A 26,202-nucleotide genomic window follows, 5' to 3' on the forward strand; every position below is an offset into this window, starting at 1 on the left:
ACCGCTTCAGCCCTTCGGCGGGAGTTCGCTGCGGAAGTAGCTGTCCAGCTCGCTCAATGCCTGGGCGGTGACCACCGGCGGCTCGAAGCGCCGGCCCAGGCGGGCCCGGATGGTGAGGGGCAGGACCGGCGGGGTGAACAGGCCCCAGTGCTTGCCCAGATAGGGCGTGGAAAACTCCAGGATGACCGCCTGGATGGGCACCTGGCTTTTCTTCGAGATCAGAATGCAGGCGCCGGACAGGCTGCTGATGGGGAATTCGCGGCTGCGTCCGCCTTCCGGGAACAGGATGAAATGCGCGCCATGCGCCAGTTCACGGCAGGCGCCTTCGATCATGAGGCGCGGGTTCTCGTTGCTCACGTACCTGGCCATGCGCGCACCCACGCCGTACAGGGGGTTGTGCAGCAGGCTGGCCTTGAGCACGCAGGTCGCCTTGGACGAACAGCTCAGCAGCATGACCGCGTCGAGCAGGGACGGGTGGTTGGCAATGATGATCAGCGGCCCCTCGTCCTGCAGGCCATCCAGTTCCCGCAGGTCGGTGCGGATCTGGCAGACCCAGTGCAAGGTCCACAGGTAGGCCTGAAAACCGAAACGGATGATGCGGCGCGACACCGCCCGGTGCCAGCGACGCGGCAGCGCGATGAAGAGCAGCAGGAACAGCGGGATCGACAGCAGGCAGATCACCGCGAGCAAGCCCAGCCCGAAAACCATCACAAAAACTTCGTAGAGTCGCCAGAGCGGGTTGCCGGATCGTCGCGATTGCATAGCCAAGTTGATACCATTGCTCACAGATCAGCGATTATTGACCATGCCTCTTTCCCGACAGTCCCCGGCGCACGAATTGAACCGCTTGTTCTGGCGCCTCTGGTGGCTCAAGGCACCCGGCTCGGCACTCTTCATCTGGCTGTTTTTCGAAGCCTATTTTTTCCTGCTGCGTTACCCTCACACGCAGGTGAGCACGATGCCGCTCACTTGGCTGGACCGGGTCATCCCCATGCAGGGGTGGGCCTGGGTGCCCTACCTCTCGCTCTGGTTCTACACCTGCCTGTCGCCCGCGCTGATGCCCAATCTGCGGCAACTGCTGTATTACGGCCTGAGTGTGGGCGGCACCTGCCTGGTCGGCCTGGCCTGCTTCTACTTCTGGCCCACGAGCGTGCCGGCGTTCGAGCGGCCGCCGGGCAGCGCCCTGGCCATGCTCGAAGGTGTCGACACGGCGGGCAATGCCTGCCCTTCCTTGCATGTGGCCATCGCCGTGTTTTCGGCGATCTGGCTGCACCATCAGCTGCGTGCCGTCGGTGTCGGCCGGGTCTGGCTGGCCCTGAACTGGCTGTGGTGCGTCGTCATCGCCTACTCGACCCTGGCCACCAAGCAGCACGTGCTGCTGGATGTGGTGGGCGGTGTGCTGCTGGGGGCGCTGGGCGGCTTGCTTAGCCTGGGCCTGTTCCGCCGTCAGTTTGCCGACTCGCCGGGAGCAACCTATTGAAACATCACACCTAGGGCGTGTTCACCTAGATCATCCCGCCATTGACCGAGATCACCTGGCCGGTGATGTAGGCCGCCTGCTCCGAGGCCAGAAAACTCACCAGGGCCGCGACCTCCTCGGGCCGGCCCGCGCGTTTCATGGGCACCAGGCGCTGGATCGATTCGGCATCGAAAGCGTCCTTGCTCATGTCGGAGGTGATGATGCCAGGCGCCACCGCGTTCACGGTGATGCCGCGACTGGCCAGCTCCTGCGCCAGCGATTTGCTGGCCGCATGCAGGCCGCTCTTGGCCGCCGCATAGTTGGTCTGCCCGCGGTTGCCGGTGATACCGGCGATGGAGGTGACCGTGATGATGCGCCCCCAGCGGGTGCGGATCATGGGCATGGTCAAGGGCTGCGTGACGTGGAAGAAGCTGTTGAGCGACACGTCGATCACGCGATGCCACTGCGCGCTGCTCATGCCCGGAAAGACGGCGTCGTCGTGTATGCCGGCGTTGTTGACCAGCACCTGGATGGGTTGTTGCGCCACGAGGGGCTCCAATGCCGCGCGCGTTGCGGCCTCGTCGGCCACGTCGAAACTCACGGTGCTGGCCGATCCGCCCGCGGCCACGATCTCTGCGCGCAAGGCTTCGGCCGCTTCGACATTGCGGTTGGCGTGGATGATGACGTGCAGGCCGTCGGCGGCCAGCTGGCGGCAGATGGCCGCGCCGATGGCGCCGCTGCCACCGGTGACGAGTGCGTATTTCATGCGGGGTCCGTGTGCAGGAAGTTCATGATGCGCCCGCGTCGAGCATGACGCTGGCGCGACCGCTCAGCAGGGCGCTGCCCCCTGCTTCGAGGTGGAAGCTATAGAGGATGGTGTTGCCGTCACCCGAGAGGCGCTGGGCATGAATCTGCAGATCGGCGGCCTGTGTGTCGAGCCGCGCGGCCAGCCACTTCACGTCGCGCACGCTGGCCAGGAAACCGGCGGCCGGTGCGCTGTCGCTGCCCGCCAGCAGCGCGCCGTGCACGGCCATGGCCTGGGCCGCGTACTCGATGCCGTTGGCCATGCCCAGCTGCGCATCCGACCGCAGCGGGTGGTCAGTCCGGGTGTGGCTGCTGGCGCGGCAGACGATGTGTTCGGCGTCCCATTGCAGCACCGCATCGAGCAGGCACATGCTGCCCTGATGCGGGATACGGGCCGCGATCCAGGCCTGGTCAGGCAGCGTGCTTGATGTCAACATCAAGGGCCATTCCGTCGAGGTAGTCCAGGCTCACCCGGCCGTCGCGGCCTTGCGCCAAGTGCTGCAGCAAGGGCAGGCTGCGTGCCGCAGGAACGCTGCACCGCATGGCTTCCAGCGCCGGATCGGACAGGCGGGTGGGGGGCTGCCGGCTCAGGCTCAGGCGCAGCGAGGTCGCGTTGGCGGCCACCGGCTCGGGGCTCAGCACCAGGCCGACGCCAAAGGGGTAGGGGATGCCACGCACCTGGCCCAGCGGCTCGGGATAGGGGCTGTCGTAGGCCAGCAGCAGGCACGGCTCTCCCGAACTCACGACCTGGGTGGCCGCCTCCAGCAGGCCGGCTGCAAAGGAGCCGTCGTAGGCGCACAGGCTGGTCGATGTGGCCCGGCAGGCCGTGGCGATGCCCCAGTAACCCGAGGGGGCGTTGTGCACCGAGTTGTGAAAGCGCGTGGGCGACACCGCGCGGTCGGCCGAGGCCAGGGTTTCCAGGATGGCGTGGCAGTTGTCGCAATCACCACCCGTCGAGGTGAAGACCGAGCGCAGGCGAGCCGCATCGGCCCCGGCCTGGCGGATGGCGTCGAAGCCCGCGGCAAAGGCCAGCTTGATGGACACGCCGGCACGCCGGCGCTCGGCCGGTGGCAGGGCCTCGGCCGGCGGCAGGCTGATGGCGGCCAGGCAAAAAGGCTGGTGACCAGCCAGCACCCCGGCGGTCTGCGTCCAGCCGGTCAGGCCAGGCCCATAGACCCCGACGCCCTGCACGTGAACCTGTAGCTGACCCATTGGTATACCTTCGTCCTGGCGGGCTGCGGTGCGAGCGTCTGCTGGCGGCTGTGCGACGCTCATGCCTCGACCCTCGACAGCACCATGCTGCAGTTGCTGCCGCCGAAGCCGAAGGAGTTGCTCAGGACATGGCGCAGAGGCTGCTCCAGGTTGGTCAGCAGGTAGCGGGACTGTAGCGTCGGGTCCAGCTGCTCGGTGCCGCAGCCGCCCGGTGCCAGGCCGTGCTGCAGGGCCAGTGCGCAGATGACGGTTTCAATGCCGCCAGCCGCCCCGAGCGTGTGACCGGTATGGCCCTTGGTGGAGCTGCTGGGGGTGGTGGTGCCGAACAGGGCGCTCACCGCCTTGTCCTCGGCCGCGTCGTTGCTTGGTGTCGCGGTGCCGTGCAGGTTGATGTAGTCGATCTGCGCCGCCTGCAAGCCGGCCATGGCCAGGGCCTGCTGCATGGCCGTGCGCGCGCCCAGGCCCTCGGGGTGGGGGGAGGACATATGGTGCGCGTCGCTGGACTCGCCGATGCCGCTCATGACGATGGCGCCTGTCGCGGCCTGGCCGGCGCGCTCGACCAGGGCATAGGCTGCGGCCTCTCCGATCGAAATGCCGTCGCGCGTGGCATCAAAGGGGCGGCAGGGCCGGGCCGACACCAGTTGCAGGGAGTTGAAGCCGTAGAGGGTGGTCAGGCAGAGCGAGTCGACCCCGCCGACGATGGCGGCATCGATCAGGCCGCAGTCCATCATGCGTTGTGCGTTGCCGAAGACCTTGGCGCTGGAGGAACAGGCGGTCGAGACGACAAAAGCCGGTCCCGTGAGGCCGAAATAGGAGCGCACGAAATCGGCCACCGAATAGCCGTTGTGCGTGTGCTGGTAGTCCAGTGGCACGGTGAAGGCGCCGGTATCCGCATCACGCTGGCGGTAGGCGAGTTCGGAGCTGAGGATGCCCGAGGTGCTGGTGCCCAGGAAGACGCCGATGCGGTCGGCGCCATGGCGGCGCATGGCCTCGCGCACGGCAACCGCGAACCCGTCCTGTTCCAAGCCCAGCTGGGCCAGCCTGTTATTGCGGCAGTCGAAGGCCGCGAGGTCCTCGCGCAGCCTGACCTCGTCCAGTCCCGCCACTTCGCCCAGGCAGGTGTCCAGCTCGACGGTTTCCCAGCGCATGTGCCGCACCCCGCTGCGCTGCTGGCGCAGGGCATCGAGCGTCGGTGCGAGTCCGGCGCCCAGGGCGCTGGTCATGGTGTAGGCGGAAAGTTGAAGCGGCGACGGCATGGGGACAGGGGAGAGACGGGGGACCGGGATCAGGCGGGCAATTTTACCGGGTGGGCCTGTTCGAGGCCGGGCTGCGAGCGGGCGAGCACCGCAGAAAACACCAGGGCCAGCACCGTGCCCAGGCCGACGGTGATGCCCAGGATGGCCAGCACCGGGACGCTGGACAGCGCCAGCATGCCGAAACTGCCGACGATGGTCAGGTTGGCCGTGACCAGGGAAATGCTGGTCTGGCGCTGCGCCTGGGCCGTGCCGCCGGTGTTCGTGTTGTCGAAGAAAAGAGCGTAGTTCGAACCGATGGCGACCACCAGCAGCAGGCCCACCAGGTGCAGGATGGTCAGCGAGGTTCCGCCCAGCAGCAGGGTGCCAGTCACGCAGACCACGGCACAGGCCAGGGGCAGGGCCACCCGCAGCGCGCGTGTGATGGAGCGCAGTGTCAGCAGCAGCAGGGCCAGGATCGCCAGGCAGCCCAGGCCCGAGAACAACAGCGCTTCGTGGAGATAGCTGTCGAACAGGGCGCTGGTCTCGGCCAGCAGATCGATCACGGTGATGCTCCTGATGCCGTCGGCCTTGAGCGCGGCGTCGACGCGCTCGATGTTGATGTCCTGCTCCACCTCGCCGACGATGGGCGGGCGCAGCGGCATCAGCACCAGCACGTCGCGCTCCCGCGGGATGAGCAGGGAGTCGTACAGCAGCGCCGAGGCCGTGCCGTCCAGGTCGCGGCGCGTCAGCAGGGCACGGGTGCGACTGCTTTCCACATCCGCCAGGAAGCCTTGCAGGCGCTCGGCTCGCAGGGGCAGGCCGGCCAGTGCCGCGTCCAGCCGTTGGCGCAAGGGCGCCGGTTCCGGCAGCGCGGCCTGGCGGGCCTGCTGGCTGGCCAGGCTGGGCAGCACCTGGCTCGGTGAGCTGTAGCCTGCAAGCGTGCCGGCACGGCTCAGGGTCTGCAGCACACGGCCGGCGCGCTCGGCCTGCTGCAGGGCCTGTTCCTGGTCTGCCGCCGTCAGCACGGCCAGGTAGCGCAGATCCGAGGCCCCCAGGTCACGACGCAGCTCTTCGTGCAGCTGCTGGTCGGCCTGGGACACGGGATTGAGGGCGGAGATGCTGCGGTTCCAGATGCGGTCCGCATGCAGGCCGACCACCACCAGCATGCCCAGCATGAGCACCAGCAACAGCCAGCGCAGCCGCGGCGCCTGTCGCATCAGCCTCAGCAGCAGCTCTCCGGTGCGCGGCAGGTCGGGCGCGGGCAGATGCCGGGGCATGAGTCGGGGCAGGACGTAGCGTGTGACCAGCACGGCGGCCACCAGGCCGACCGTGGAGTAGAGCCCCAGTTGCGCCAGGCCCGGGAAACCCGAGCCCAGCAGCGCCAGGAAACCCGCCACCGAAGTCAGCAGGCCCAGCCAGAGCGTGCGCCAGAACAGGCGCGCCTGCTGCGGCGTGGCCGGGCGCTGCACGAAGAGGTAGATGGCGTAGTCCACGGCTTCACCGATCATCGTGGTGCCAAAACCCAGCGTGATGCCGTGCACCTGCCCGAACCCCAGGCTCACGGCCGTGATGCCGGCCAGCGTGCCGGTGAGCATGGGCAGCAGGCTCAGGCCCAGCAGCAGTGCAGAGCGGTAGACCAGCAGCAGCAGGGCGACAACCAGCACCAGGCTGGCGGCGGCAAGCCGATGGACTTCGCTTTCGATCAGGGCCCGCGATGCCACCGAGAAAACGCTGGTGCCCGTCATCAGCAGGCGGGTGTCGGCCTGGCGCTCGGGAATGGCGGCAAAGGCGCTGCGCACCGTCTCGAGCGTGCGGGCCTGTGCATCGATGTCCGACCCTTCGGCCCGGGTCTGCAGCAACAGCAGGGCGCGCGCACCATCGCGCGTGGACCAGACGCCCTCGGTGCTGGGCGGCTGCGAGCTGCCTTCGAACTGGCCCAGCAGTTCACGGGTCTCACCGGTCGGGTCGCGCGGCAGCAGCTGCTTGAGCAGCATGCCGGCGCTGCCGGACAGGTCTTCTACTGTGCTGCCGATGGCGCGGCGCAGGCCGTCTTCCGTGTAGCGTTGCGCGTCCACGGCGGGGCTGAGCAGGTAGCGGTTGTCGAAAACGTAGGCGCGGTCCAGCGCCAGGTCAGCGGCGCTGCCGTTTTGCACGCCGATGAACTCGGCCTGCTGGCGCAGCGCCGCGGAGAGCGCCTTCGAGAGCCGGGCCCGCTCGGCGGCGTCGCCGCCCTCGATGCCGACCACGATCAGGCGCGCGATGATGCCGTCCTTGAACTGGTCCATCAGCATCTGCTGGCGTTCGCTGGGCGCGCGCGGCATGAAGGCCGAGAGGTCGGCCACGAAGGTCGTTCGGGCGATCACGGCCACGCAGGCCAGCAGGGCGGCCAGCCAGAGCACGATGGGCAGGTGGGCGCGCAGGCGCTTCATGGCCGGGCCACCGGGGTGATCTGCATTTCGGAGCGGTCGCCATCGGCATGGTCATAGGCCACGCTCGAGACCTCGCCCTGGCTGCCGCCGATGCGAATGCCGCTGATGATGCGGCTCATGGAGGGTTCGCGCGGCACCAGCATGAGCTGCCAGCGGGCCGGCGTGCCGATCAGGTGCACCTTGTAGACTTTTTCCAGGGCCTGGCGGTCGCCGGCCAGGGTGCCGCGTATGCCTTCGACAAAGGCGGCCACCTCGGGGTAGGACTGCAGGCTCACGGTCTTCTGGCGGCCATCCTGCTCCAGGGTGAGGCGGTTGCCGTCCAGCAGCATGGACTGCTTTTTCGGCTTGAGCGTGCGCATCTCCATGCGGTCCGGCGCCGAGAAGGACAGCTCGCCCGAGGACTCGACCGGCTTGTCCAGCATGGCGATGTACTTGCGCTCGACGAAACGGGCCTGCCCGCTTTTCGTCTGGGCCAGCAGTTGCATCAGCTCGCCCAGCTGCCATTCCGCCGCCTGGCACACGGAGGTGCCGGCCAGCAGCACGGTGCAGAGCAGCACCAGCAGGCCGCGTCGCAGGCCGATGTCAGCGGGCCGCACGGGAAGTCTCTTTCCAGAAGTCATAAAAATTGAACCAGTTATACGGTGCCTGGCGGCAGTGCTGTTCGATCAGCCGGGCATAACGCTCGATGGCCGTGCGCAATGCAGCCTCCCGGTCGGCCGAGGATAGCTGGCTGAAATCGGCCAGGCGCTCGAAATGGATGTCGTAACGGTTGCCGCCGCGGTACAGGCCGGTCATGAAATACACCGGGCGACGCACGATGGCGGCGAGGCGGAACGGCCCCAGCGGGAAGGGGGCCGGCTCGCCGAACAGGGGCACCTGCAGGTGCGTGTCCGGTCCCACGGCGCGGTCGGCCAGCAGGGCGACCCAGGCACCGGCCTGGACCCGCTCATTGAGCGTGAAGATGGCATCGAGCCGGCCCAGGGGAATGATGTCCAGCACGACCTGGGCGTTGACCCGGGCCAGCATGCTGTTGAGCAGGCGGGCGTTTTCCGGGTACATCGCCGCGCAGACCTTGTGCCTGGCGTTCTTGCGCGCCAGTGCGCGCAGCACCTCGAAGCTGCCCAGGTGGGCGCCGAAGATCAGCAGGCCGCCCGCGGCATCCTCGGCCGCCGGCAGCAGTTCTTCGCCGTAGACGCGGATGTCGAAGAGCTCGTGCCGGTCGTTGAGCAGGTAGACGCGGTCGTGGATGGTGCTGGCAAAGGCCAGGATGTGGCGGTACATGTCGCGCCAGCTGGCGGGCCGGCCCAGCACACGCTGCAGGTAGCCGCGCGAGGCCGCGCGTGCGGCGGGCACGGCCAGCAGGAAATAGAGCGCGATGCCATAGACGATGGGACGGGTCAGGCGGCGCCCCAGCGCCAGCGACAGCCAGGTCATGAAGCGCAGCAGCATCACGCTGCCACGCTCCTTGCGTTGCAGCCAGGCTGGCGTATCGGTGCCGTGTCCGTGGCTGGGGGGCGGCTGATGATGTGTCATGCCTGGCTGGCTGTGGCCACCGTGAAGCGGCCGCTGGCGATGCGCCGTTCGCCGCTGCGGATCTCGAAGCGCACGGCGGTATCACTCGCTTCAAACTCCAGCACCAGCGCATCGCCCGGCAGGCAGGGGCTGAGGAACTTGGCCATGGCGATGCCGCTGATCCCGATGCCGCAGGCCTGCTCCACGGCGCGCTGGGCCCGGTCGAGCAGGACCACGCCCGGCAGGATGGGCCGGCCGGGGAAATGGCCGGCATAGGCGGGGTGGTCGATGGCCACGTGCAAGGGCAGGCTGGTCATTCAGCGTCCATTCCCGCTGCCCTCAGGCGGCGCCAGCCGGGCGACCAGCAGGATGTTGGCGAAGGGTGTGCCCTGGTGCATGGGGATGGCCTCCACCGCAAAACCCAGCGCGCGCAGCAAGGCCTGCCAGTCGTCCAGCGTGCGGCAATACAGGCGCGCGAGCCGGTGGCCGCGCACGAAAGTGACCGCAGCATCCACCCAGTTGCTGATCCTGAAGGGCAGGCCGGCCGAGGCGTCCCCCACCCGCAGCAGCAGGGTGCCACCGGGTGTCAAGGCGGTCTTGACGCGGCGCAGCACGTCTTCCTGAGCTGCATAGCTGACGTAATGCAGCACGTCCAGGATGACAACGGCATCGGCCTGGCCGAAATCGGTGTGGCACATGTCACCCAGCGTGAAGCGGGCACGCTCGCCCAGGTACCCAAGGGCTTGCTCGGCCCGTGTCACGTCGCGCGGCATCAGCTCGATGCCGCGGACCCGGCATTGCGACGGCGGTGGCGCCCAGCCGGCCGGCCATTGCCGCTCGGCGCCGGACTGGCCGTCCAGGCTGCCCAGCAGGGCGGCCAGCAGGCCCTGGCCGCAGCCGATGTCCAGAACCTGGGCGCGGGGTGGCAGCAGGCCGCGCTGCAGCAGGCCGGCAAAGGCCGGGTCGGCGCCGAGCTTGCCGCGGGCGAAGCGCCAGGTGAAGTTGCCCAGGGGGCGATAGGGTGCCGTGGCTTGTTCAAGCAGCTCGGCAGGCAGGGTGGCGGTGCGCATGGTCGGGGCGGGATGTGGGGTCAGGCTTGCAGTCGCACGGCTCGCAGGCCCTGCGCGCGCAGGGCCGCCAGCAGCGGCGGCAGCACCTCCAGGATCACGGGGCGGCCGGCTGGACTGAGGGCCGCATGGTGGTCGTGCAGCAGCAGGATGTCGCCGGCACCCAGGTCGCGGGTAAGGCGGCGCAGCACCAGGGCCGCATCTCCTGTGCGGGTGTCGAAACCGCGCCGCGTCCAGCTGGCCAGTTGCAGGCCCAACTCATGCAGCACGGGGTCGAGGAAGATGTTGCGCAGGCCGGCCGGTGCACGGAAAAACTGCGGGCGTTGACCGGTCACGTCTTCCAGGGTGGCCTGTGCAGCGCTGATTTCCCGACGCAGCTGGCCCGGCCCCATGACGGAAAAATGGTGCCGGTGCCGCTGGCTGTGATTGCCCAGGGCATGGCCGCGCCGCACGATCTCGCGCGCCAGTTCCGGATGCTGCCGAACGTGTTCGCCGATGCAGAAGAAGGTGGCTTTGGCCTGCAGCGTATCGAGCAGGTCCAGCACGGCGGGGGTGACCTGCGGGTTGGGACCATCGTCGATGGTGAGGGCGACTTCGGGGCGCTGGCGTGGCAGGTGGGTCAGGTTGGGGCCCAGCCAACGGCTGCGTGGCCACAGGCCGGTGGCTGCGATCAGCGCATGGTTGGCCGCCAGCGCGCCCAGGCTCAGGGGCCAGGCGGGCGTAAGCAGGCCGACGCCGGCCAGGGCGTGCACGCCCAGGGAGAGCTGGACGAAAGGCGCCGGCTTCCAGCGGGTGGCGGCTGCGGCCCGGGCCGTGCCGCGATCCTGTGCGACCTGCGAGGCCAGCTGGGCCAAGGCCTGCTGCGGCAGCTTGCCCGTGGCGTTGCGCGGCAGGGACGCCAGGAAATGGATGGGGCGCGGCAGGAAGGCGGGGTCGATGCGCTCGCGCATGGCCTGCTGCAGCTCGGCTTCGTTCAGCGTGGGCGCCACCACGAAGGCGACCGGGCGCTGGATGCGGCCCTGCGCGTCCTGGACGGCGTCCTGCGGCCAGTACAGGGCCGCATCCACGACGCCGGGGATGCTGTTCAGCTGGTGGTTCAGGTAGGCCAGCGAGGTGCGCTTGCCGGCGATGTTGACCATGTCGGCGTGGCGGCCCAGCAGGGCGAAGCGGGTGGGAGACTGCAGCTCCAGCACGTCGCTCAGCGGCACCACGCCTTCCACGTGGCCGCCGTGGGCGCTGAAACGGGGTTCACCGTCCACGACCGGCTCGGCCCGTACTTCGATGCCGTCGAAGGTCTGCCACAGATCGCCGGCCGCGCAACGGCGCGCGGCGATCTGGCCGGTTTCGGTGCTGCCGTAGATTTCAAGCAGCGGGGCACCCAGTGCCTCTTCGGCCTGGCGTGCCAGCTGTGGTGCCAGCGGTGCGGTGGCGCTCAGCTGCAGGGACAGCGGTGGCACGGCGAGCCGGGCTTCGACCAGGGTGCGCAGGTGAAAGGGCGTGCTGACCAGCACACGCGGGCCAGGCGTGTCCTGCAGAGCGGCTGCGATGTCGGCCGGGTAGAAGGGATGGCTGGCGTCGATCACGCTCTCGTTGAGCAGGGGCAGCAATACGGTGGATTCGAAGCCGTACATGTGCTGGGGCGGCACGGTGCCGGTGACCGTGAAGGGCTGATCCGTGCCCAGCCATTCGCGCACGCGGCGGCCTGCGCCCTGGGCGTTCTGCACCAGCGGCCCCCAGTGCTTGGCGTGCGGCATGGGCTCGCCGGTGGAGCCTGAGGTGAAGACGTAGGCGGCGATCTGATCGCCATCGATCTCGGGCACGTCGAAGGGCGCGTCGGCCGCAGGAACGGGGCCCCGTTCATAGACGATCTGCGGCAGGCCGCCGCTGTCGCCCGGCGTGTCCACCACAGCGTGCAGACCGGGGTAACGCTGGCCCAGGCGTTGCAGCATTTCGGGCGTGCGGGTCGAAGGCAGCAGCAGCGGCACGCCGCGCAGCAGGGCGGCGCCCAGCACCACGGCAAAGTGGTGGCGTTTGCTGCACAGGTTGAGCACGGCGGCGTCTTGCGGCAGGCGTGTCGCCATGTGGCGCACGGCGCCCAGGTAGTCCAGCGCCGTGATGCCACGACCCTTGGACCAGGCCATCAGGGCCTGGGGTGTGCGATGCGAGATCAGGGCCGGCATGGTCGGTGGTTCAGGTGCCGTCGCCCGCCGCGCGCCGCTTGTCGCGGTACATCGTGAAGCTCTGGAGGATGGAGACGTGCGGGATGCCGCGCAGGCACCAGCGCCGCGCGGCGTATTCGGCGACGAACATCCCGCCCAGCAGGGGGATCGAGAGCACGTTGACGAAGAAGGACCAGGTGGACAGCGAGACGGTAAAGAACATGACCAGCGGGATCACGGCCATGGCGATGAAAAACCCCGTCCAGGCCCAGGTGGCCTGGCGCGCGTAGCGGGCGATGCGCGGGCTGTAGTCCGCGCCATGGATGCGCCGGGCGAACTGGGCGATCAGCGGCTCACGGCCCGGGCGCAGCGTGTGGCCGAAGAACCAGGCCAGCAGCGACTGCATGCCCACGGTCTGCGCCAGGTTGATCCAGGCCAGCGTGGCGTGTGACCAGCTGGAGGCGGTCAGCAGCCAGTGCATGGCCGCCGGGTAGCCCAGCAGGAGCAGCAAGGCCAGAGCCGTCTTGAACCACAGTCCCGTTTTCATGGACAGGTGCGAGGCCGCGAGGGCTCAGACGCGGTGGCTGGCGATGTGCGCGGCCAGGCTGCGCAGGGAACTGAAGATGTTGGCGTTGTCCGGGTCGTCCGAACGCATCTGGAAGCCGTATTGCTTGGAAACGGCCAGGGCGATTTCCAGCACGTCGATCGAGTCCAGGCCCAGGCCGTCGCCGTACAGCGGGTCCAGCGGCGGGATCTGCTCGGGGGCGACTTCCAGGTTCAGGGCGGTGACGATGAACCGGGCGATCTCTTGTTCGAAGTCGGTCTGGGTTGGCGTGGTGCTCATGGGCGGGCGTGTGACAGGCGGAGAAACAAAAATGGGCCGAAAAGATCAACCAGCCATTTTAGCGGGGGGCGCCATGTCGCCTGAGATAATTGGCACATGTTCACCCCCCAGTCTGCCGCCCCCGGGCCCTGGCGCCTGTCGGTCGCGCCCATGATCGACTGGACGGACCGCCATTGCCGCTACCTCCACCGCTTGCTGAGCCGCCACGCACGGCTGTATACGGAGATGATCACCACCGGCGCGCTGCTGCATGGCGATGTGGCGCGCCATCTGCGCTTCAACGCCGAGGAGCACCCGGTGGCCTTGCAGCTCGGCGGCAGCGAACCGGCCGACCTGGCCCGCTGTGCGAAGCTGGGTGAACAGTGGGGTTACGACGAGATCAACCTGAACTGCGGCTGTCCCAGTGAGCGCGTGCAGCGTGGCGCCTTTGGCGCCTGCCTGATGGCCGAGCCGAAGTTGGTGGCCGAGGGGGTGAAGGCCATGGTGGACGCCGTGTCCGTGCCCGTCACGGTGAAACACCGCATCGGCATCGACCGGACCGAGAGTTATGAATTCGTGCGCGACTTCGTCGGCACGGTGGCCGAGGCCGGCTGCGTCACCTTCATCGTGCATGCGCGCAACGCCTGGCTGCAGGGTCTGTCGCCGAAGGAAAACCGCGAGATCCCGCCGCTGCGCTACGAACTGGTGCACCGGCTCAAACACGACTTTCCGCAGCTGACCATCGTCATCAACGGCGGCCTGACCACGGACGAGCAGGTGTCGAGGGAGTTGCGCCTGCTCGACGGTGTGATGATCGGGCGCGAGGCTTATCACAATCCCTGGTGGCTGGCCTCCTGGGACGAGCGGTATTTCGGCGCGTCGCCTTCGACCTTGACGCGCGAGGCGGTGGAGCAGCAGATGGTGGACTACATGCTACGCGCCGCCGCAGAGGATGGTTGCCCCTGGTACGCGATTGCACGCCACATGCTCGGTTTGCGCCACGGCCTGCCCGGGGCGCGGCGCTGGCGCCAGGTCTGGAGCGACCACAAGCTCAAGCCGCTCGATCCGCGTGAAGTGATGGCGCTGGCGCACCAGGCACCCTCGGCGTGATGCGTCTCGCGCGCTTGCCGGCCGGGGCGCGGCGGGCTCAGTGCAGGCCGTTCCTGCGGCTGCCCATATAACCTTCAAATTCCGCCGCCGGCATGGGACGGGCGAAGTGGTAACCCTGGGCTTCGTCGCAGCCGAAGCTCTGCAACTGCTGCTGCAGGTCCGGTGTTTCCACGCCCTCGGCGATGGTGAGCAGGCCCAGGCTGTGCGCCATCTGGATGATGGCGCGCACGATGGCCGCGTCGTCGGGGTCGCTGGCAAGATCGCGGATGAAACTCTGGTCGATCTTGAGCTTGTCGATGTCGAAGCGCTTCAGATAGGACAGGCTGGAGTAGCCCGTGCCGAAGTCGTCGATGGCCAGCCTCACGCCCAGCTGCTTGAGGCGACGGACCGTGGCCATGACCTGATCGACGTCCTGGATCAGGATGGATTCGGTCAGTTCCAGCTCCAGCCGTGAAGGGTCCAGGCCCGTGCCGGCCAGCGCCTGCACCACGGTGTCTTCGATGCTGCCACGCTGGAACTGCACGGCCGAGAGGTTGACCGCCATCATCATGGCGGGCAAGCCGGCGCTCTGCCAGGCCTGGGCCTGGCGGCAGGCCTCCTGGATCACCCAGTCGCCGATGGGCACGATCAGGCCGCTGTCCTCGGCCACGGGCACGAAACGGGCGGGATGGACGAGGCCGAATTCCGGGTGCTGCCAGCGCAGCAGGGCTTCGACGCCGATGACGCGGCCGCTGCCCAGCTCGATCTGCGGCTGGTAGTGCAGCACGAACTCGCCGCGCTCCAGGGCACGGCGCAGGCCGCTGCGCATCAGCAGGTGTTCCACCGCCTCCTCGTCCATGGCTTCGTCGAAGAAGCGATAGGTGTTGCGGCCCGCCTCCTTGGCACGGTACATGGCCATGTCGGCCTTCTTGCGCAGGATGTCGAAATCGCTGCCGTCCTGCGGGTAGAGCGCCACGCCGATCGAGGCCGAGGTGGAGAGCTCGTTGCCGTCGTGAAGGAAGGGCTCCTGCAGCAGCTCCATGATCTTGGTCAGCACCGGCAGGCAGCTCTCGGTGCCGTGTTGCTCGCGCAGGATGAGCACGAACTCGTCGCCCCCCTGGCGGCTGATGGTGTCGCTGTCGCGCACGCAATGCTTGAGCCGTGTCGCGACTTCCTTGAGCAGGGCGTCGCCCGTGGCGTGGCCCAGCGAGTCGTTGATCTTCTTGAAGTTGTCGAGGTCCAGGAAGACCAGGGCCAGGCCGCTGCGGCTGCGCTCGGCCTGGGTGATGGCCTGCTGCAGGCGGTCTTCGAGCAGCAGTCGATTGGGCAGGCCGGTCAGCGGATCGTGATAGGCCAGGAACTCGACCTTCTGTTCAGCCAGCTTGCGCGCGGTGATGTCGGAACCGGTGCCTCGGTAACCCTTGAAAGCACCGCTCTCGAACACCGGCTTGCCGTTGATCACGCACCAGCGCAGCTCGCCGTCACGGTTCCTCAGCTGGTAGACAAAATCCTTGAAGGGCAGGCGTGCGTCGAGCGCGCGGCGGTGCTCGGTCCACTGTTCCGGTGTCAGCCCCTCGATGGGCAACTCCCAGCGCTGCTTGCCCAGGCCGCTGTCCTCCCTGGTGGGCGGGGCGGCGAGGTGACCGCCGGAGATCTCCGTGAAGCGCAGGTCTGCGTCCATTTCCCAGAACCAGTCGGAGGACATCTCCGAAAGATCGCGGAAGCGTGCTTCCTCGTTTCGCAGGTGCTGCTCGGCGGCGATGCGTTCGGCGATCTCATGCTGCAGTCGCTCGTTGATCGCCGCCAGTTCCTGGGTGCGTGCCTCGACCCGGCGTTCGAGTTCATGGCGTGCCTCGGCCAGGGCGCCCTGTGCCGCTTTCTGCGAGCTGATGTCCTCGCTGATCCAGATCGCGCCCTGGCTGCCGTCCTGGTTGGGCAGGGCCTTGGCCAGATGGCGGCTCCAGATCATGACACCATCGTTGCGGCGCGCGTGGCGCCAGGCGATGTCGACCAGTTCGCCGCGCGCGAGCATGGGGCCGACGGCGGCGCCAAAGGCCCGGTAGTCGTCGTCGTCGGCAAAGAAGGCCCTTGCGTACTCGCCGACGAGGGTGCCCGGGGCCCAGCCGTAGATGGCCTCCATGCGTGGGTTGCAATGCACGATCTGGCCGTTGCGCGTGAAGAGGATGCCCACCGAGGCGTTTTCCAGGATGGCCTGCTGGCGCTGCAGCAGTTCGTCGAGGCTGGCCCGCTCACGCACACGGTCGCTGATGTCCTCGATGATCCAGATCGTGCCCTCGGCCGTGTTGGCGGGGTTGATGGCCTTGGCCCGCAGATGGCAGTGGACTTCACTGCCGTCCTTGCGGCGCATGGGCTGCTCCACGTCCAGCAGTTCGCCACGCGCCAGCAGCGGGCCGGCCTGGCGGCCCATGGCCTCGTAGGCTTCCTGGCTGGGATAAAAGACGGAGCCCGGCTGGCCGACCAGCTCCCCGTGTGGCCAGCCGTAGATTTCGGAGGAACGTGGGTTGCAGTGCAGGACCTTGCGGTCGCGCGTGAACACGATCCCGACCGAGGCGTTTTCCAGAATGGCCTGATATTCCAGCAAGGTTTGCTGGATGCCGGGTTTCAAGCTGTCGCCGGGCGGTAGGGCCATGCGCTCAGGATAGGGCAATTCAGGCTGGGCGGCCAGTGCAAAAGTCTCAGGTTGCGGCTTCGAGTCCGTTGCGGAAGTGTTCCAGCATTCTTTGTGTGGCTGCCGCCGCATCGCGTGCCTGCAGCGCGGTCATGACAGCGCGGTGTTCGGCCAGTGACTCCTCGATGCGACCGGACTTGAGCAGCGAGTGGTGCCGGTTGAGCTTCATGACCTTGCGCAGGTCGGCCACCATCTGGTCGCGCCAGCGGTTGTCGGCGATCTCCAGCAGGCGCATGTGGAAGCGTTCGTTGAGTTCGAAGAAACGATCCCGGTTCTGGGCGCTGGCTTCCAGTGCCTCGTGCAGGCTTTGCAGTTCGCGCAGCTGCTCGTCCGTGGCGTGCCGGGCCACCATGCCGGTCGCGTCGGATTCCAGCAGACCCAGCAGGTGGTAGATGTCCACCAGGTCCTTTTCATTGACCTCGGTGACGTAGGCGCCACGGCGCACCTTCATGGTCACCAGGCCCTCGGCGGCCAGGACCTTGAGGGCCTCGCGCAGGGGAGTGCGGCTGATGCCGTAGTCCTCGGCGATCTTGAGCTCGTCGATCCAGCTGCCGGGCTCCAGTTCGCGGTTGAAGATGCGCTGGCGCAGCAGTTCGGCCACTTCTTCATACAGGGCACGGGGAGAGAGGGAGACGGCGGACATGGCTGGGATTGTAAGCTTAAAGAATATTTTGCATCAATAATTATGAATGATGTAAACTCCGCGCAACAATTTACAGAGCCTCCCCGGGGCCGCCGCTTTGCCATGAACCAGAAAAAGACCGAGTTCCAACAAGCCAGCCTCGAGGCCTGGCACAAGGCCGCCGCCAAGTCTGCGCCGGGCGGCGACGTGAACGCCTTGAACTGGCTCACGCCCGATGGCATTTCAGTCAAGCCGCTGTACACGGCGGCCGACCTGCAGGGCCTGCCGCACGCCGACACGCTGCCCGGCTTCGAGCCGTATCTGCGCGGACCGCAGGCCACCATGTACGCCGTGCGGCCCTGGACCATCCGCCAGTACGCCGGCTTTTCCACGGCCGAGGAATCCAACGCCTTTTATCGCAAGGCCCTGGCGGCCGGCGGGCAGGGCGTGAGCGTGGCCTTCGACCTGGCCACCCACCGCGGCTACGACAGCGACCACCCGCGCGTGACGGGCGACGTGGGCAAGGCCGGCGTGGCCATCGACTCGGTGGAGGACATGAAGATCCTGTTCAGCGAGATCCCGCTGGACAAGGTTTCGGTGTCCATGACCATGAACGGCGCCGTGCTGCCCGTGCTGGCGGGTTATGTGGTGGCGGCCGAAGAGCAGGGCGTCAGCCAGGACCAATTGAGCGGGACCATCCAGAACGACATCCTCAAGGAGTTCATGGTCCGCAACACCTATATCTACCCGCCCGAGCCGAGCATGCGCATCATCGGCGACATCATCGAGTACACGAGCAAGAACATGCCCAAGTTCAACTCGATCTCGATTTCGGGTTACCACATGCAGGAAGCCGGCGCCAACCAGGCCCTGGAACTGGCCTTCACCCTGGCCGATGGCAAGGAGTATGTGAAGACGGCCATCGCCAAGGGCATGGACGTGGACGACTTCGCGGGTCGCCTGTCCTTCTTCTGGGCGGTCGGGATGAACTTCTATCTGGAGATCGCCAAGATGCGCGCGGCGCGCCTGCTGTGGTGCCGCATCATGAAGGGCTTCAACGCCAAGGCACCGAAGAGCCTGATGCTGCGCACGCACAGCCAGACCAGCGGTTGGAGCCTGACCGAGCAGGATCCCTACAACAACGTGGTGCGTACCACCATCGAGGCGATGGCCGCGGTCTTCGGTGGGACGCAGAGCCTGCACACCAACAGCTTCGACGAAGCCATTGCCCTGCCGACCGAGTTCAGCTCGCGCATCGCGCGCAACACCCAGCTCATCATCCAGGAAGAGACCCACATCACCCATGTGATCGATCCCTGGGCCGGCAGCTACATGATGGAGAAGCTGACGCAGGACATGGCCGATGCGGCCTGGACCCTCATCGAGGAGGTCGACGCCATGGGCGGCATGACCAAGGCCGTGGACAGCGGCTGGGCCAAGCTCAAGATCGAGGCTGCGGCAGCGGAAAAGCAGGCCCGCATCGACTCCGGCAAGGACGTGATCGTCGGCGTCAACAAATACAAGCTCAAGAAGGAAGACCCGATCGAGGCGCGCGACATCGACAACGTGGCGGTGCGCGACGGGCAGATTGCACGCCTCCAGGCCATCCGCGCGCAACGCGACGGCCAGGCCGTGCAGGCCGCACTCGACGCGCTGACCCGGGCGGCCGAGCAAGGCAGTGGTAACCTGCTCGACCTGAGCATCCGGGCCATCCGCCTGCGCGCCACGGTGGGCGAGGTGAGTGATGCGCTGGAAAAGGTCTTTGGGCGCCATCGCGCCGATACACAAAAGGTGACCGGTGTGTACGCTGCTGCCTACGACTCGGCCGAAGGCTGGGAAACCCTCAAGCAGGAAATCGCCGACTTCGCGACGGCGCAGGGCCGCCGTCCGCGCGTGATGATCTCCAAGCTGGGCCAGGACGGCCATGACCGCGGCGCCAAGGTGGTGGCCACGGCCTTTGCCGATCTGGGCTTCGACGTGGACATGGGCCCGCTGTTCCAGACCCCCGAGGAATGCGCCCGCCAGGCCATCGAGAACGATGTGCATGCCGTGGGTGTCTCCACGCTGGCGGCAGGCCACAAGACCCTGGTGCCGGCCATCATTGCCGAGCTCAGGAAGCAGGGTGCGGACGACATCATCGTCTTCGTCGGCGGTGTCATTCCGCGTCAGGACTACGACTTTCTCTATGAAGCGGGCGTCAAGGGCATCTACGGTCCCGGCACCCCGATCCCGGCCAGCGCCAAGGATGTGCTGGAGCAGATCAAGAAAGCCCACGCTTGAAAGAGGCGGCGGTGAGCCATCCTCCACTACTGGACGGCATCCTGCAGGGCACTCCCGCCCAGCAGCGCCGTGCCATGGCCAAGGCCATCACGCTGCTCGAATCGACGCGGGCCGATCATCGGGCGCAGGGCGACGAGCTGCTCACGGCGCTGTTGCCGCACACCGGCGGTGCGTTTCGGCTGGGCATCAGCGGCGTGCCCGGTGTGGGCAAGTCCACCTTCATCGAGGCGCTGGGCCTTTACCTCATCGGCCACGGGCATCGCGTGGCGGTGCTGGCGGTGGATCCGTCTTCCAGCGTCTCCGGTGGCTCGATCCTGGGCGACAAGACCCGCATGGAAAAGCTTTCCGTGCATGAAAAAGCCTACATCCGTCCCAGCCCGAGCAGCGGCACGCTGGGCGGCGTGGCCGAGAAGACGCGTGAGGCCATGCTGGTCTGCGAGGCCGCGGGTTACGACATCGTGATCGTCGAGACCGTGGGCGTGGGCCAGAGCGAAACCGCCGTGGCCAGCATGACGGACATGTTTGTGCTGATGCAGCTGCCCAATGCAGGCGACGACCTGCAGGCCATCAAGAAGGGCGTGATGGAACTGGCCGATCTGGTGGTGATCAACAAGGCCGACATCGATGCCGCGGCCGCTACTCGTGCGCAGGCGCAGATCACCTCTTCCTTGCGTCTGCTGACGCAGCATGGCAATCCCGAGCGTTCGCCGGGCCGCCCCAAGAACGCGAGCACCTCCTCGGGGGGCAGCGAACGCAGTGAGCTTGGGGGCCATGACCATGCGCACCATGACGAGAAGATCTGGCACCCGAAGGTGGTCCAGCTCAGTGCCTTGCTGGGCCAGGGCGTGGACAGCTTCTGGGCTGCCGTCACGCAGTTCCGTGCGCTGCAGGCCGCCAGCGGCAAACTCACGGCGCGGCGAGAGGGCCAGGCCCAGGCCTGGATGTGGGAGCGCATCGAGGCCGGTCTCCGACTGGCCTTTCGCGCGCATCCGCAGGTGCGCAAGTTGCTGCCCCCGCTGAGCACGGAAGTCCAAAGCGGCCGTCTGGCCGCCTCCACCGCCGCACGCCGGCTGCTGCAGGCCTACGAACAGAAAACCTGAACGAATCAACAGAGGACGAACCATGCACGACATCCTGGAACAACTGGAGCAAAAACGCGCCGCAGCCCGGCTGGGCGGGGGTGAAAAGCGCATCGCGGCACAGCATGCCAAGGGCAAGCTCACGGCACGTGAGCGCCTGGACGTGCTGCTCGACGAAGGCACCTTCGAAGAGTGGGACATGTTTGTCGAACACCGCTGCGTGGACTTCGGCATGGAGGAGAACAAGATCCCGGGTGACGGCGTGGTCACGGGCTACGGCATGATCAACGGCCGCCTGGTCTTCGTCTACAGCCAGGACTTCACGGTCTTCGGCGGTGCATTGTCGGAAGCGCATGCCGAGAAGATCTGCAAAATCATGGACCAGGCCATGAAGGCCGGCGCGCCGGTGATCGGCCTGAACGATTCGGGCGGCGCCCGCATCCAGGAAGGCGTGGCCTCCCTGGGTGGTTATGCCGAGGTGTTCCAGCGCAATGTGCTGGCCTCCGGCGTGATCCCCCAGATCAGCATGATCATGGGGCCGAGTGCCGGCGGCGCGGTCTACAGCCCGGCCATCACGGACTTCATCTTCATGGTGAAAGACAGCTCCTATATGTTCGTGACCGGCCCCGAGGTGGTGAAGACGGTGACGCATGAGGAGGTGACCGCCGAGGAACTGGGTGGCGCGCTGACCCACACCACCAAGAGCGGTGTGGCTGACCTGGCCTTCGAGAACGACGTGGAGGCGTTGCTCATGCTGCGTCGCCTCTACAACTACCTGCCGCTGAACAACCGCGAGAAGGCCCCGGTGCGCAAGAGCGGTGACCCGATCGATCGCATGGAGCGCAGCCTGGACACCCTGGTGCCGGACAACCCCAACAAGCCCTATGACATGAAGGAGCTGATCGTCAAGACCGTGGACGATGGCGACTTCTTCGAGATCCAGCCCGAGTACGCGAAGAACATCCTGATCGGCTTTGCCCGCATGGACGGCCAGACCGTGGGCATCGTGGCCAACCAGCCGCTGGTGCTGGCCGGTTGCCTGGACATCAAGAGCAGCATCAAGGCGGCGCGTTTTGTGCGCTTCTGCGACGCTTTCAGCATCCCGGTCATCACGTTCGTGGACGTGCCCGGTTTCATGCCCGGCACGTCCCAGGAGTACGGCGGCATCATCAAGCACGGCGCCAAGCTGCTCTACGCCTATGCCGAGTGCACGGTGCCCAAGATCACCGTGATCACGCGCAAGGCCTATGGCGGCGCTTACGACGTGATGGCCTCCAAGCACCTGCGCGGCGACGTGAACTTCGCCTGGCCCAATGCCGAGATCGCGGTGATGGGCGCCAAGGGCGCGGTGGAGATCATCTTCCGCGAGGACAAGGGTGATCCGGCCAAGCTGGCCGCCAAGGAAGCCGAGTACAAGGCCCGCTTCGCCAACCCCTTCGTGGCCGGCGCGCGCGGTTACATCGACGACGTGATCCTGCCGCACGAAACCCGCAAGCGCATCTGCCGTTCGCTGGTCATGCTGAAAGACAAGAAGCTGGACAACCCGTGGCGCAAGCACGGCAACATTCCGCTGTGATGGCCTGAGGAGATAAGAACATGTTCAAGAAAATCCTGATTGCAAATCGTGGCGAGATCGCCTGCCGGGTGATTGCGACTGCGAAGAAGATGGGCATCGCCACCGTGGCGGTGTATTCCGAAGCCGACCGTGACGCGCGCCACGTGTTGCTGGCCGACGAGTCCGTGCTGCTCGGCCCTGCGCCCAGCCGGGATTCCTACCTGGTGGCGGACAAGATCATCGCCGCGGCCAAGCAGACCGGCGCCCAGGCCATCCACCCGGGCTACGGTTTCCTGTCCGAGAACGAGGACTTCGCCAAACGCGTGGAGGAGGAGGGCCTGGTCTTCATCGGCCCCAAGCACTATTCCATTGCGGCCATGGGCGACAAGATCGCCTCCAAGAAGCTGGCGGGCGAGGCCAAGGTCAACTGCATCCCGGGCTGGAACGAAGCCATCGAATCGGCCGAACGTGCCGTGGAGATCGCCAAGGGCATCGGCTATCCGGTGATGATCAAGGCCTCGGCCGGTGGCGGCGGCAAGGGCCTGCGTGTGGCCTTCAATGACAAGGAGGCGCTGGAAGGTTTCACCAGCTGCCGCAACGAGGCGCGCAACAGCTTTGGCGATGACCGTGTTTTCATCGAGAAGTTCGTCGAGGAGCCCCGCCACATCGAGATCCAGGTGCTGGGCGACAGCCACGGCCATGTGATCTACCTGAACGAGCGCGAGTGCTCGATCCAGCGCCGTCACCAGAAGGTGATCGAGGAGGCGCCCAGTCCCTTCATCAGCGACGCGACCCGCAAGGCCATGGGCGAGCAGGCCGTGGCCCTGGCCAAGGCCGTGAAGTACCAGAGCGCGGGCACGGTGGAGTTTGTCGTTGGCAAGGACCAGAGCTTCTATTTCCTGGAGATGAACACCCGGCTGCAGGTGGAACACCCGGTGACCGAGTGCATCACCGGCCTGGACCTGGTGGAGTTGATGATCCGTGTCGCCGCGGGGGAAAAGCTGCCGCTGGCGCAAGCCGACGTGAAGCGCAACGGCTGGGCCATCGAATGCCGCATCAACGCCGAAGACCCCTTCCGCAACTTCCTGCCCTCGACCGGCCGCCTGGTGCGTTTCACGCCGCCGACACAAAGCATGTGGCAGTCCGACACGAAGCACCTGCAGGGCGTGCGCGTCGACACCGGCGTGCAGGACGGCGGCGAGATCCCGATGTACTACGACTCGATGATCGCCAAGCTCATCGTGCACGGCAAGGACAGGCTGGACGCGATAACCAAGATGCGCGAGGCGCTCAACGGCTTCGTGATCCGTGGCATCAGCTCCAACATTCCTTTCCAGGCCGCGCTGCTGGCGCACCCGAGGTTTGTGGCGGGTGACTTCAACACCGGCTTCATCGCCGAGCATTACGGCAAGGGTTTCTCGTCCGCGAATGTGCCGCACGCCGATCCGAACTTCCTGGTGGCACTGGCGGCTTTTGTGCGCCGCAAATCGCGCGAGCGTACGACCACCATCTCCGGCCAGTTGCCGGGGTATTCGGTCGATGCTGGCAAGGACTACGTGGTCATCACGCTGGGCGCAGAGGGGCAGCACTTGCATACCCCGGTGCATGTGGACGAATTCGTGGGTGAGACCGGCAAGGCCCGCGTGCGCGTGGGTGACAGGAGTTATGAAATCTGCAGCACCTCGCGCCTGAACGACATCATCATCGTCGGCACGGTGGATGGCAAACCCTTCACGACGCAGGTGGAGCGCGGCACGGCCAGGAACCCACTGGCCTTGAAGCTGCAGCACAACGGGACGCTGATCGAGGCGCTGGTGATCTCGCCGCGCATGGCCGAACTGCACCAGCTCATGCCGCACAAGGCGCCGCCGGACATGAGTCGTTACGTGCTCTCGCCCATGCCGGGTCTGCTGGTCGACGTGGCCGTGCAGCCCGGCCAGAAAGTGCAGGCGGGCGAGCGCGTGGCCGTGATCGAGGCCATGAAGATGGAAAACGTCCTGTTCGCCGCCGCCGATGGCGTGGTGGCCAAGGTACTGGCTTCCAAGGGCGAAAGCCTGACGGTGGATCAGCCCATCGTGGAGTTCCAGTGATGGGTCTGCGGCCTTTCAAGGTGCTGGGCATCCAGCAGATCGCCATCGGCGGCCCCGACAAGACGCGGCTGCGAACGCTCTGGGTCGACATGCTGGGCCTGCAGGTCACGGGCACGTTCAGGAGCGAACGCGAGAACGTGGACGAGGACATCTGTGCCATGGGCTCCGGGCCTTACAAGGTCGAGGTCGACCTGATGCAGCCGCTGGACCCCGAGAAGAAGCCGGCGGTGCACACCACGCCGCTCAACCACGTGGGCCTGTGGATCGACGATCTGCCCAAGGCCGTGGAATGGCTCACTGCCCAGGGCGTACGTTTCGCGCCGGGCGGTATCCGCAAAGGCGCGGCCGGCTACGACATCTGCTTCCTGCATCCCAAGTCGAACGACGAGTTCCCGATTGCCGGTGAAGGCGTGCTGATCGAGCTGGTGCAGGCGCCCCCCGAGGTGGTGGACGCCCTGACTTGATAGGGACAAACCCGGTAAGTTTCCTGAAGGACGCATTCCTATACTTGTCAGGGTATCGGGCGCTTCAGTTCCGGTTCGATGTTGTCGAACTTGAATTGTGATCAGACCCGCCTTGCTCAAGAGGCATACGTCACCGGGATCCGTCATGGGCATCATCAAACAGTTTTTTGGACCCGGCGCATGGCTCATGCGCCGCCTGTCCCTGGCCGGCAAGCTGGTCCTGCTGAACGTGGTCATGGTGCTGGCCAACGTCGCGATGGATTGGGTCGGTATCGTCACGGGTGTCTGCGCCTTGCTGGTCCTGGTCTACCTGATGCTGGCTTTCTATCTCAGCTTCATGTCCGACCTGCGCCGGGTGATGCATTTCATGGAGCAGACGGCCCAGGGCAATCTGCGCGAGAAGGTGCTGATCCGCGGGCGCGACGAACTCGGCGCCATGGCCGAGGCGATGCAGCGCATGGTGGCCAGCCTGTCGGGCATGGTGGCCAGCATCCGCAGCAACTCGGCCCTGGTGGCGCACGCCGGGCAGAGCCTGGCCGCCGGCAACCGCGAGCTGTCGGACCGCACCGAGCAGCAGGCGGCCAATCTGGAGCAGACCTCTGCCAGCGTGCAGGAGTTGTCATCCACCGTGCAGGGCAATGCGCGTACCACACAGCAGGCCAACAGCCAGGCGGCCCAGGTACGCGACGTGGCCGACCGCGGTGCCCAGGGCATGGTGCAGGCCGTGCAGTCAGTCGAAGCGATCCAGAGCAGCGCGCAGCGCATGAACGAGATCATCGGCGTGATCGACAGCCTGGCTTTCCAGACCAATATCCTGGCGCTCAATGCCGCGGTCGAGGCCGCGCGGGCCGGTGAGGCCGGACGTGGTTTTGCCGTGGTGGCGGCCGAGGTGCGGACCCTGGCGCAACGTTCGGCCGAGTCGGCCAAGGAGATCCGCCAGCTTATCGGTGCTTCTTCCAGCCAGGTGGCGGCGAGCGTGGCGCAGATTCGCACGGCGGGCAGCAGCATCGGTGAAATCGTTCCGGGTATCCGTGGCGTGGCCGAGAGCATGTCCCATATCTCGGTGTCCAGCGCCGAGCAGAGCACCTCGCTCAACGAGATCACGGCTGCCATCCGCCAGCTCGATGAGATCACGCAGCGCAATGCGGCGATGGTGGAACATGCCGTCGAGCAGGCCGAGAAACTGGAGCAACGCGCCTCCACGCTGGCTCAGGCCGTGGCGGCGTTCCGGCTGCAGCAAGGCACGGCCGACGAGGCGCTCGAGCTGGTGCAGCGGGCCATCGCATTTCGCCGGCAGACCACACGCGAGGGTTTTGTGCGGGGTCTGACCGATCCGCAGCAGGGCTTTTACGACCGCGACATGTATGTCTTCGCGCTGGACCGCAGCGGTGCCTATGTGGCCTTTGGCGGGAATCCGGCCAAGGTCGGGACGCGGGTGCAGGACATCCCGGGCATCGACGGCCAGGGTTTGCTCGAGGCCATCGTGGCGCAGGCCGAACACGCGCCGGGCTGGGTGGAGTACGACATCACCAACCCGGCCACCGGCGCGGTGCAGACCAAGATGTCCTATGTACAGCAGGTCGACGATTTGTACGTCGGCGCCGGCGTCTACAAGAACCTGGTCGCGTCCTGAG

The 26,202-nt window shown here is 66.7% G+C and carries 23 protein-coding genes; 8 read left to right on the forward strand and 15 right to left on the reverse strand.

The window, feature by feature from the left end:
- Window positions 1–6 precede the first annotated feature (6 nt).
- Window positions 7–762 (reverse strand): lysophospholipid acyltransferase family protein, encoded by a 756-nt coding sequence (locus tag AC1RRP_RS14280; RefSeq protein WP_493037262.1) that lies wholly within the window; start codon window positions 760–762, stop codon window positions 7–9.
- Window positions 763–805: 43 nt separating this feature from the next.
- On the opposite strand from AC1RRP_RS14280, the gene AC1RRP_RS14285 reads away from it, so the two are divergent.
- Window positions 806–1,480, forward strand: coding sequence for a phosphatase PAP2 family protein (locus AC1RRP_RS14285; protein WP_493037264.1), 675 nt, complete (start codon window positions 806–808; stop codon window positions 1,478–1,480).
- 25 nt (window positions 1,481–1,505) lie between these two features.
- Here AC1RRP_RS14285 and fabG read toward each other — a convergent pair whose 3' ends face one another.
- The 12 genes from fabG to AC1RRP_RS14345 are packed head-to-tail and all read right to left on the reverse strand — an operon-like array spanning window position 1,506 to window position 12,721.
- Entirely contained in the window at window positions 1,506–2,225 is a 720-nt protein-coding gene (gene fabG, locus AC1RRP_RS14290) for a 3-oxoacyl-ACP reductase FabG (RefSeq protein ID WP_493037266.1), read from the reverse strand.
- Window positions 2,226–2,247: 22 nt separating this feature from the next.
- Entirely contained in the window at window positions 2,248–2,700 is a 453-nt protein-coding gene (locus tag AC1RRP_RS14295; RefSeq protein ID WP_493037268.1) for a hotdog family protein, read from the reverse strand.
- Window positions 2,675–3,475, reverse strand: coding sequence for a beta-ketoacyl synthase chain length factor (locus tag AC1RRP_RS14300; protein ID WP_493037270.1), 801 nt, complete (start codon window positions 3,473–3,475; stop codon window positions 2,675–2,677). Before AC1RRP_RS14300 ends, AC1RRP_RS14295 begins: the two co-directional genes overlap by 26 nt.
- Before the next feature lie 59 nt (window positions 3,476–3,534).
- Complete coding sequence (locus AC1RRP_RS14305; RefSeq protein WP_493037272.1) at window positions 3,535–4,731, reverse strand: beta-ketoacyl-[acyl-carrier-protein] synthase family protein; 1,197 nt, start codon at window positions 4,729–4,731, stop codon at window positions 3,535–3,537.
- A gap of 29 nt (window positions 4,732–4,760) precedes the next feature.
- Window positions 4,761–7,139, reverse strand: coding sequence for an MMPL family transporter (locus tag AC1RRP_RS14310; RefSeq protein ID WP_493037274.1), 2,379 nt, complete (start codon window positions 7,137–7,139; stop codon window positions 4,761–4,763).
- Complete coding sequence (locus AC1RRP_RS14315) at window positions 7,136–7,735, reverse strand: outer membrane lipoprotein carrier protein LolA (protein ID WP_493037276.1); 600 nt, start codon at window positions 7,733–7,735, stop codon at window positions 7,136–7,138. The genes AC1RRP_RS14310 and AC1RRP_RS14315 overlap by 4 nt, the downstream gene beginning before the upstream one ends.
- Window positions 7,722–8,672 (reverse strand): lysophospholipid acyltransferase family protein, encoded by a 951-nt coding sequence (locus AC1RRP_RS14320; protein WP_493037278.1) that lies wholly within the window; start codon window positions 8,670–8,672, stop codon window positions 7,722–7,724. Before AC1RRP_RS14320 ends, AC1RRP_RS14315 begins: the two co-directional genes overlap by 14 nt.
- Window positions 8,669–8,968 carry a 3-hydroxyacyl-ACP dehydratase FabZ family protein gene (locus tag AC1RRP_RS14325; protein ID WP_493037280.1) on the reverse strand — a complete coding sequence of 100 codons (300 nt, stop codon included), beginning with the start codon at window positions 8,966–8,968 and terminating at the stop codon, window positions 8,669–8,671. Before AC1RRP_RS14325 ends, AC1RRP_RS14320 begins: the two co-directional genes overlap by 4 nt.
- Window positions 8,969–9,721, reverse strand: coding sequence for a class I SAM-dependent methyltransferase (locus tag AC1RRP_RS14330; protein ID WP_493037282.1), 753 nt, complete (start codon window positions 9,719–9,721; stop codon window positions 8,969–8,971). It abuts the gene before it with no gap.
- A 20-nt stretch (window positions 9,722–9,741) separates the two neighbouring features.
- Window positions 9,742–11,898, reverse strand: a complete 2,157-nt coding sequence (locus AC1RRP_RS14335; protein WP_493037284.1) for a polysaccharide deacetylase family protein — start codon at window positions 11,896–11,898, stop codon at window positions 9,742–9,744.
- Between the two features lie 10 nt (window positions 11,899–11,908).
- Window positions 11,909–12,424: a COG4648 family protein gene (locus AC1RRP_RS14340; protein WP_493037286.1), complete on the reverse strand. Its 516-nt coding sequence runs from the start codon at window positions 12,422–12,424 to the stop codon at window positions 11,909–11,911.
- A gap of 24 nt (window positions 12,425–12,448) precedes the next feature.
- Window positions 12,449–12,721 carry a phosphopantetheine-binding protein gene (locus tag AC1RRP_RS14345; RefSeq protein ID WP_493037288.1) on the reverse strand — a complete coding sequence of 91 codons (273 nt, stop codon included), beginning with the start codon at window positions 12,719–12,721 and terminating at the stop codon, window positions 12,449–12,451.
- A 96-nt stretch (window positions 12,722–12,817) separates the two neighbouring features.
- On the opposite strand from AC1RRP_RS14345, the gene dusA reads away from it, so the two are divergent.
- Complete coding sequence (gene dusA / locus AC1RRP_RS14350) at window positions 12,818–13,810, forward strand: tRNA dihydrouridine(20/20a) synthase DusA (protein WP_493037290.1); 993 nt, start codon at window positions 12,818–12,820, stop codon at window positions 13,808–13,810.
- Between the two features lie 37 nt (window positions 13,811–13,847).
- Here dusA and AC1RRP_RS14355 read toward each other — a convergent pair whose 3' ends face one another.
- Window positions 13,848–16,439 carry a sensor domain-containing protein gene (locus AC1RRP_RS14355; RefSeq protein ID WP_493037292.1) on the reverse strand — a complete coding sequence of 864 codons (2,592 nt, stop codon included), beginning with the start codon at window positions 16,437–16,439 and terminating at the stop codon, window positions 13,848–13,850.
- A 46-nt stretch (window positions 16,440–16,485) separates the two neighbouring features.
- Window positions 16,486–17,121, reverse strand: coding sequence for a GntR family transcriptional regulator (locus AC1RRP_RS14360; protein WP_493037294.1), 636 nt, complete (start codon window positions 17,119–17,121; stop codon window positions 16,486–16,488).
- A gap of 102 nt (window positions 17,122–17,223) precedes the next feature.
- Between AC1RRP_RS14360 and scpA the strand changes: the two genes are divergently transcribed.
- The 6 genes from scpA (at window position 17,224) to AC1RRP_RS14390 (ending at window position 26,201) form a co-directional block, all read left to right on the forward strand.
- Complete coding sequence (gene scpA, locus AC1RRP_RS14365) at window positions 17,224–19,380, forward strand: methylmalonyl-CoA mutase (protein ID WP_493037296.1); 2,157 nt, start codon at window positions 17,224–17,226, stop codon at window positions 19,378–19,380.
- Window positions 19,381–19,454: 74 nt separating this feature from the next.
- Window positions 19,455–20,480 (forward strand): methylmalonyl Co-A mutase-associated GTPase MeaB, encoded by a 1,026-nt coding sequence (meaB, locus tag AC1RRP_RS14370; RefSeq protein WP_493037426.1) that lies wholly within the window; start codon window positions 19,455–19,457, stop codon window positions 20,478–20,480.
- Window positions 20,481–20,502: 22 nt separating this feature from the next.
- Window positions 20,503–22,035 (forward strand): acyl-CoA carboxylase subunit beta, encoded by a 1,533-nt coding sequence (locus AC1RRP_RS14375; RefSeq protein WP_493037298.1) that lies wholly within the window; start codon window positions 20,503–20,505, stop codon window positions 22,033–22,035.
- Window positions 22,036–22,055: 20 nt separating this feature from the next.
- Window positions 22,056–24,104, forward strand: a complete 2,049-nt coding sequence (locus tag AC1RRP_RS14380) for an acetyl-CoA carboxylase biotin carboxylase subunit (RefSeq protein WP_493037300.1) — start codon at window positions 22,056–22,058, stop codon at window positions 24,102–24,104.
- Window positions 24,104–24,568: a VOC family protein gene (locus AC1RRP_RS14385; protein WP_493037302.1), complete on the forward strand. Its 465-nt coding sequence runs from the start codon at window positions 24,104–24,106 to the stop codon at window positions 24,566–24,568. The genes AC1RRP_RS14380 and AC1RRP_RS14385 overlap by 1 nt, the downstream gene beginning before the upstream one ends.
- 187 nt (window positions 24,569–24,755) lie before the next feature.
- Entirely contained in the window at window positions 24,756–26,201 is a 1,446-nt protein-coding gene (locus AC1RRP_RS14390) for a methyl-accepting chemotaxis protein (protein WP_493037304.1), read from the forward strand.
- Window position 26,202 lies beyond the last annotated feature (1 nt).

The sequence above is a fragment of the Hylemonella sp. GW821-FHT12C09 genome (assembly GCF_058807395.1).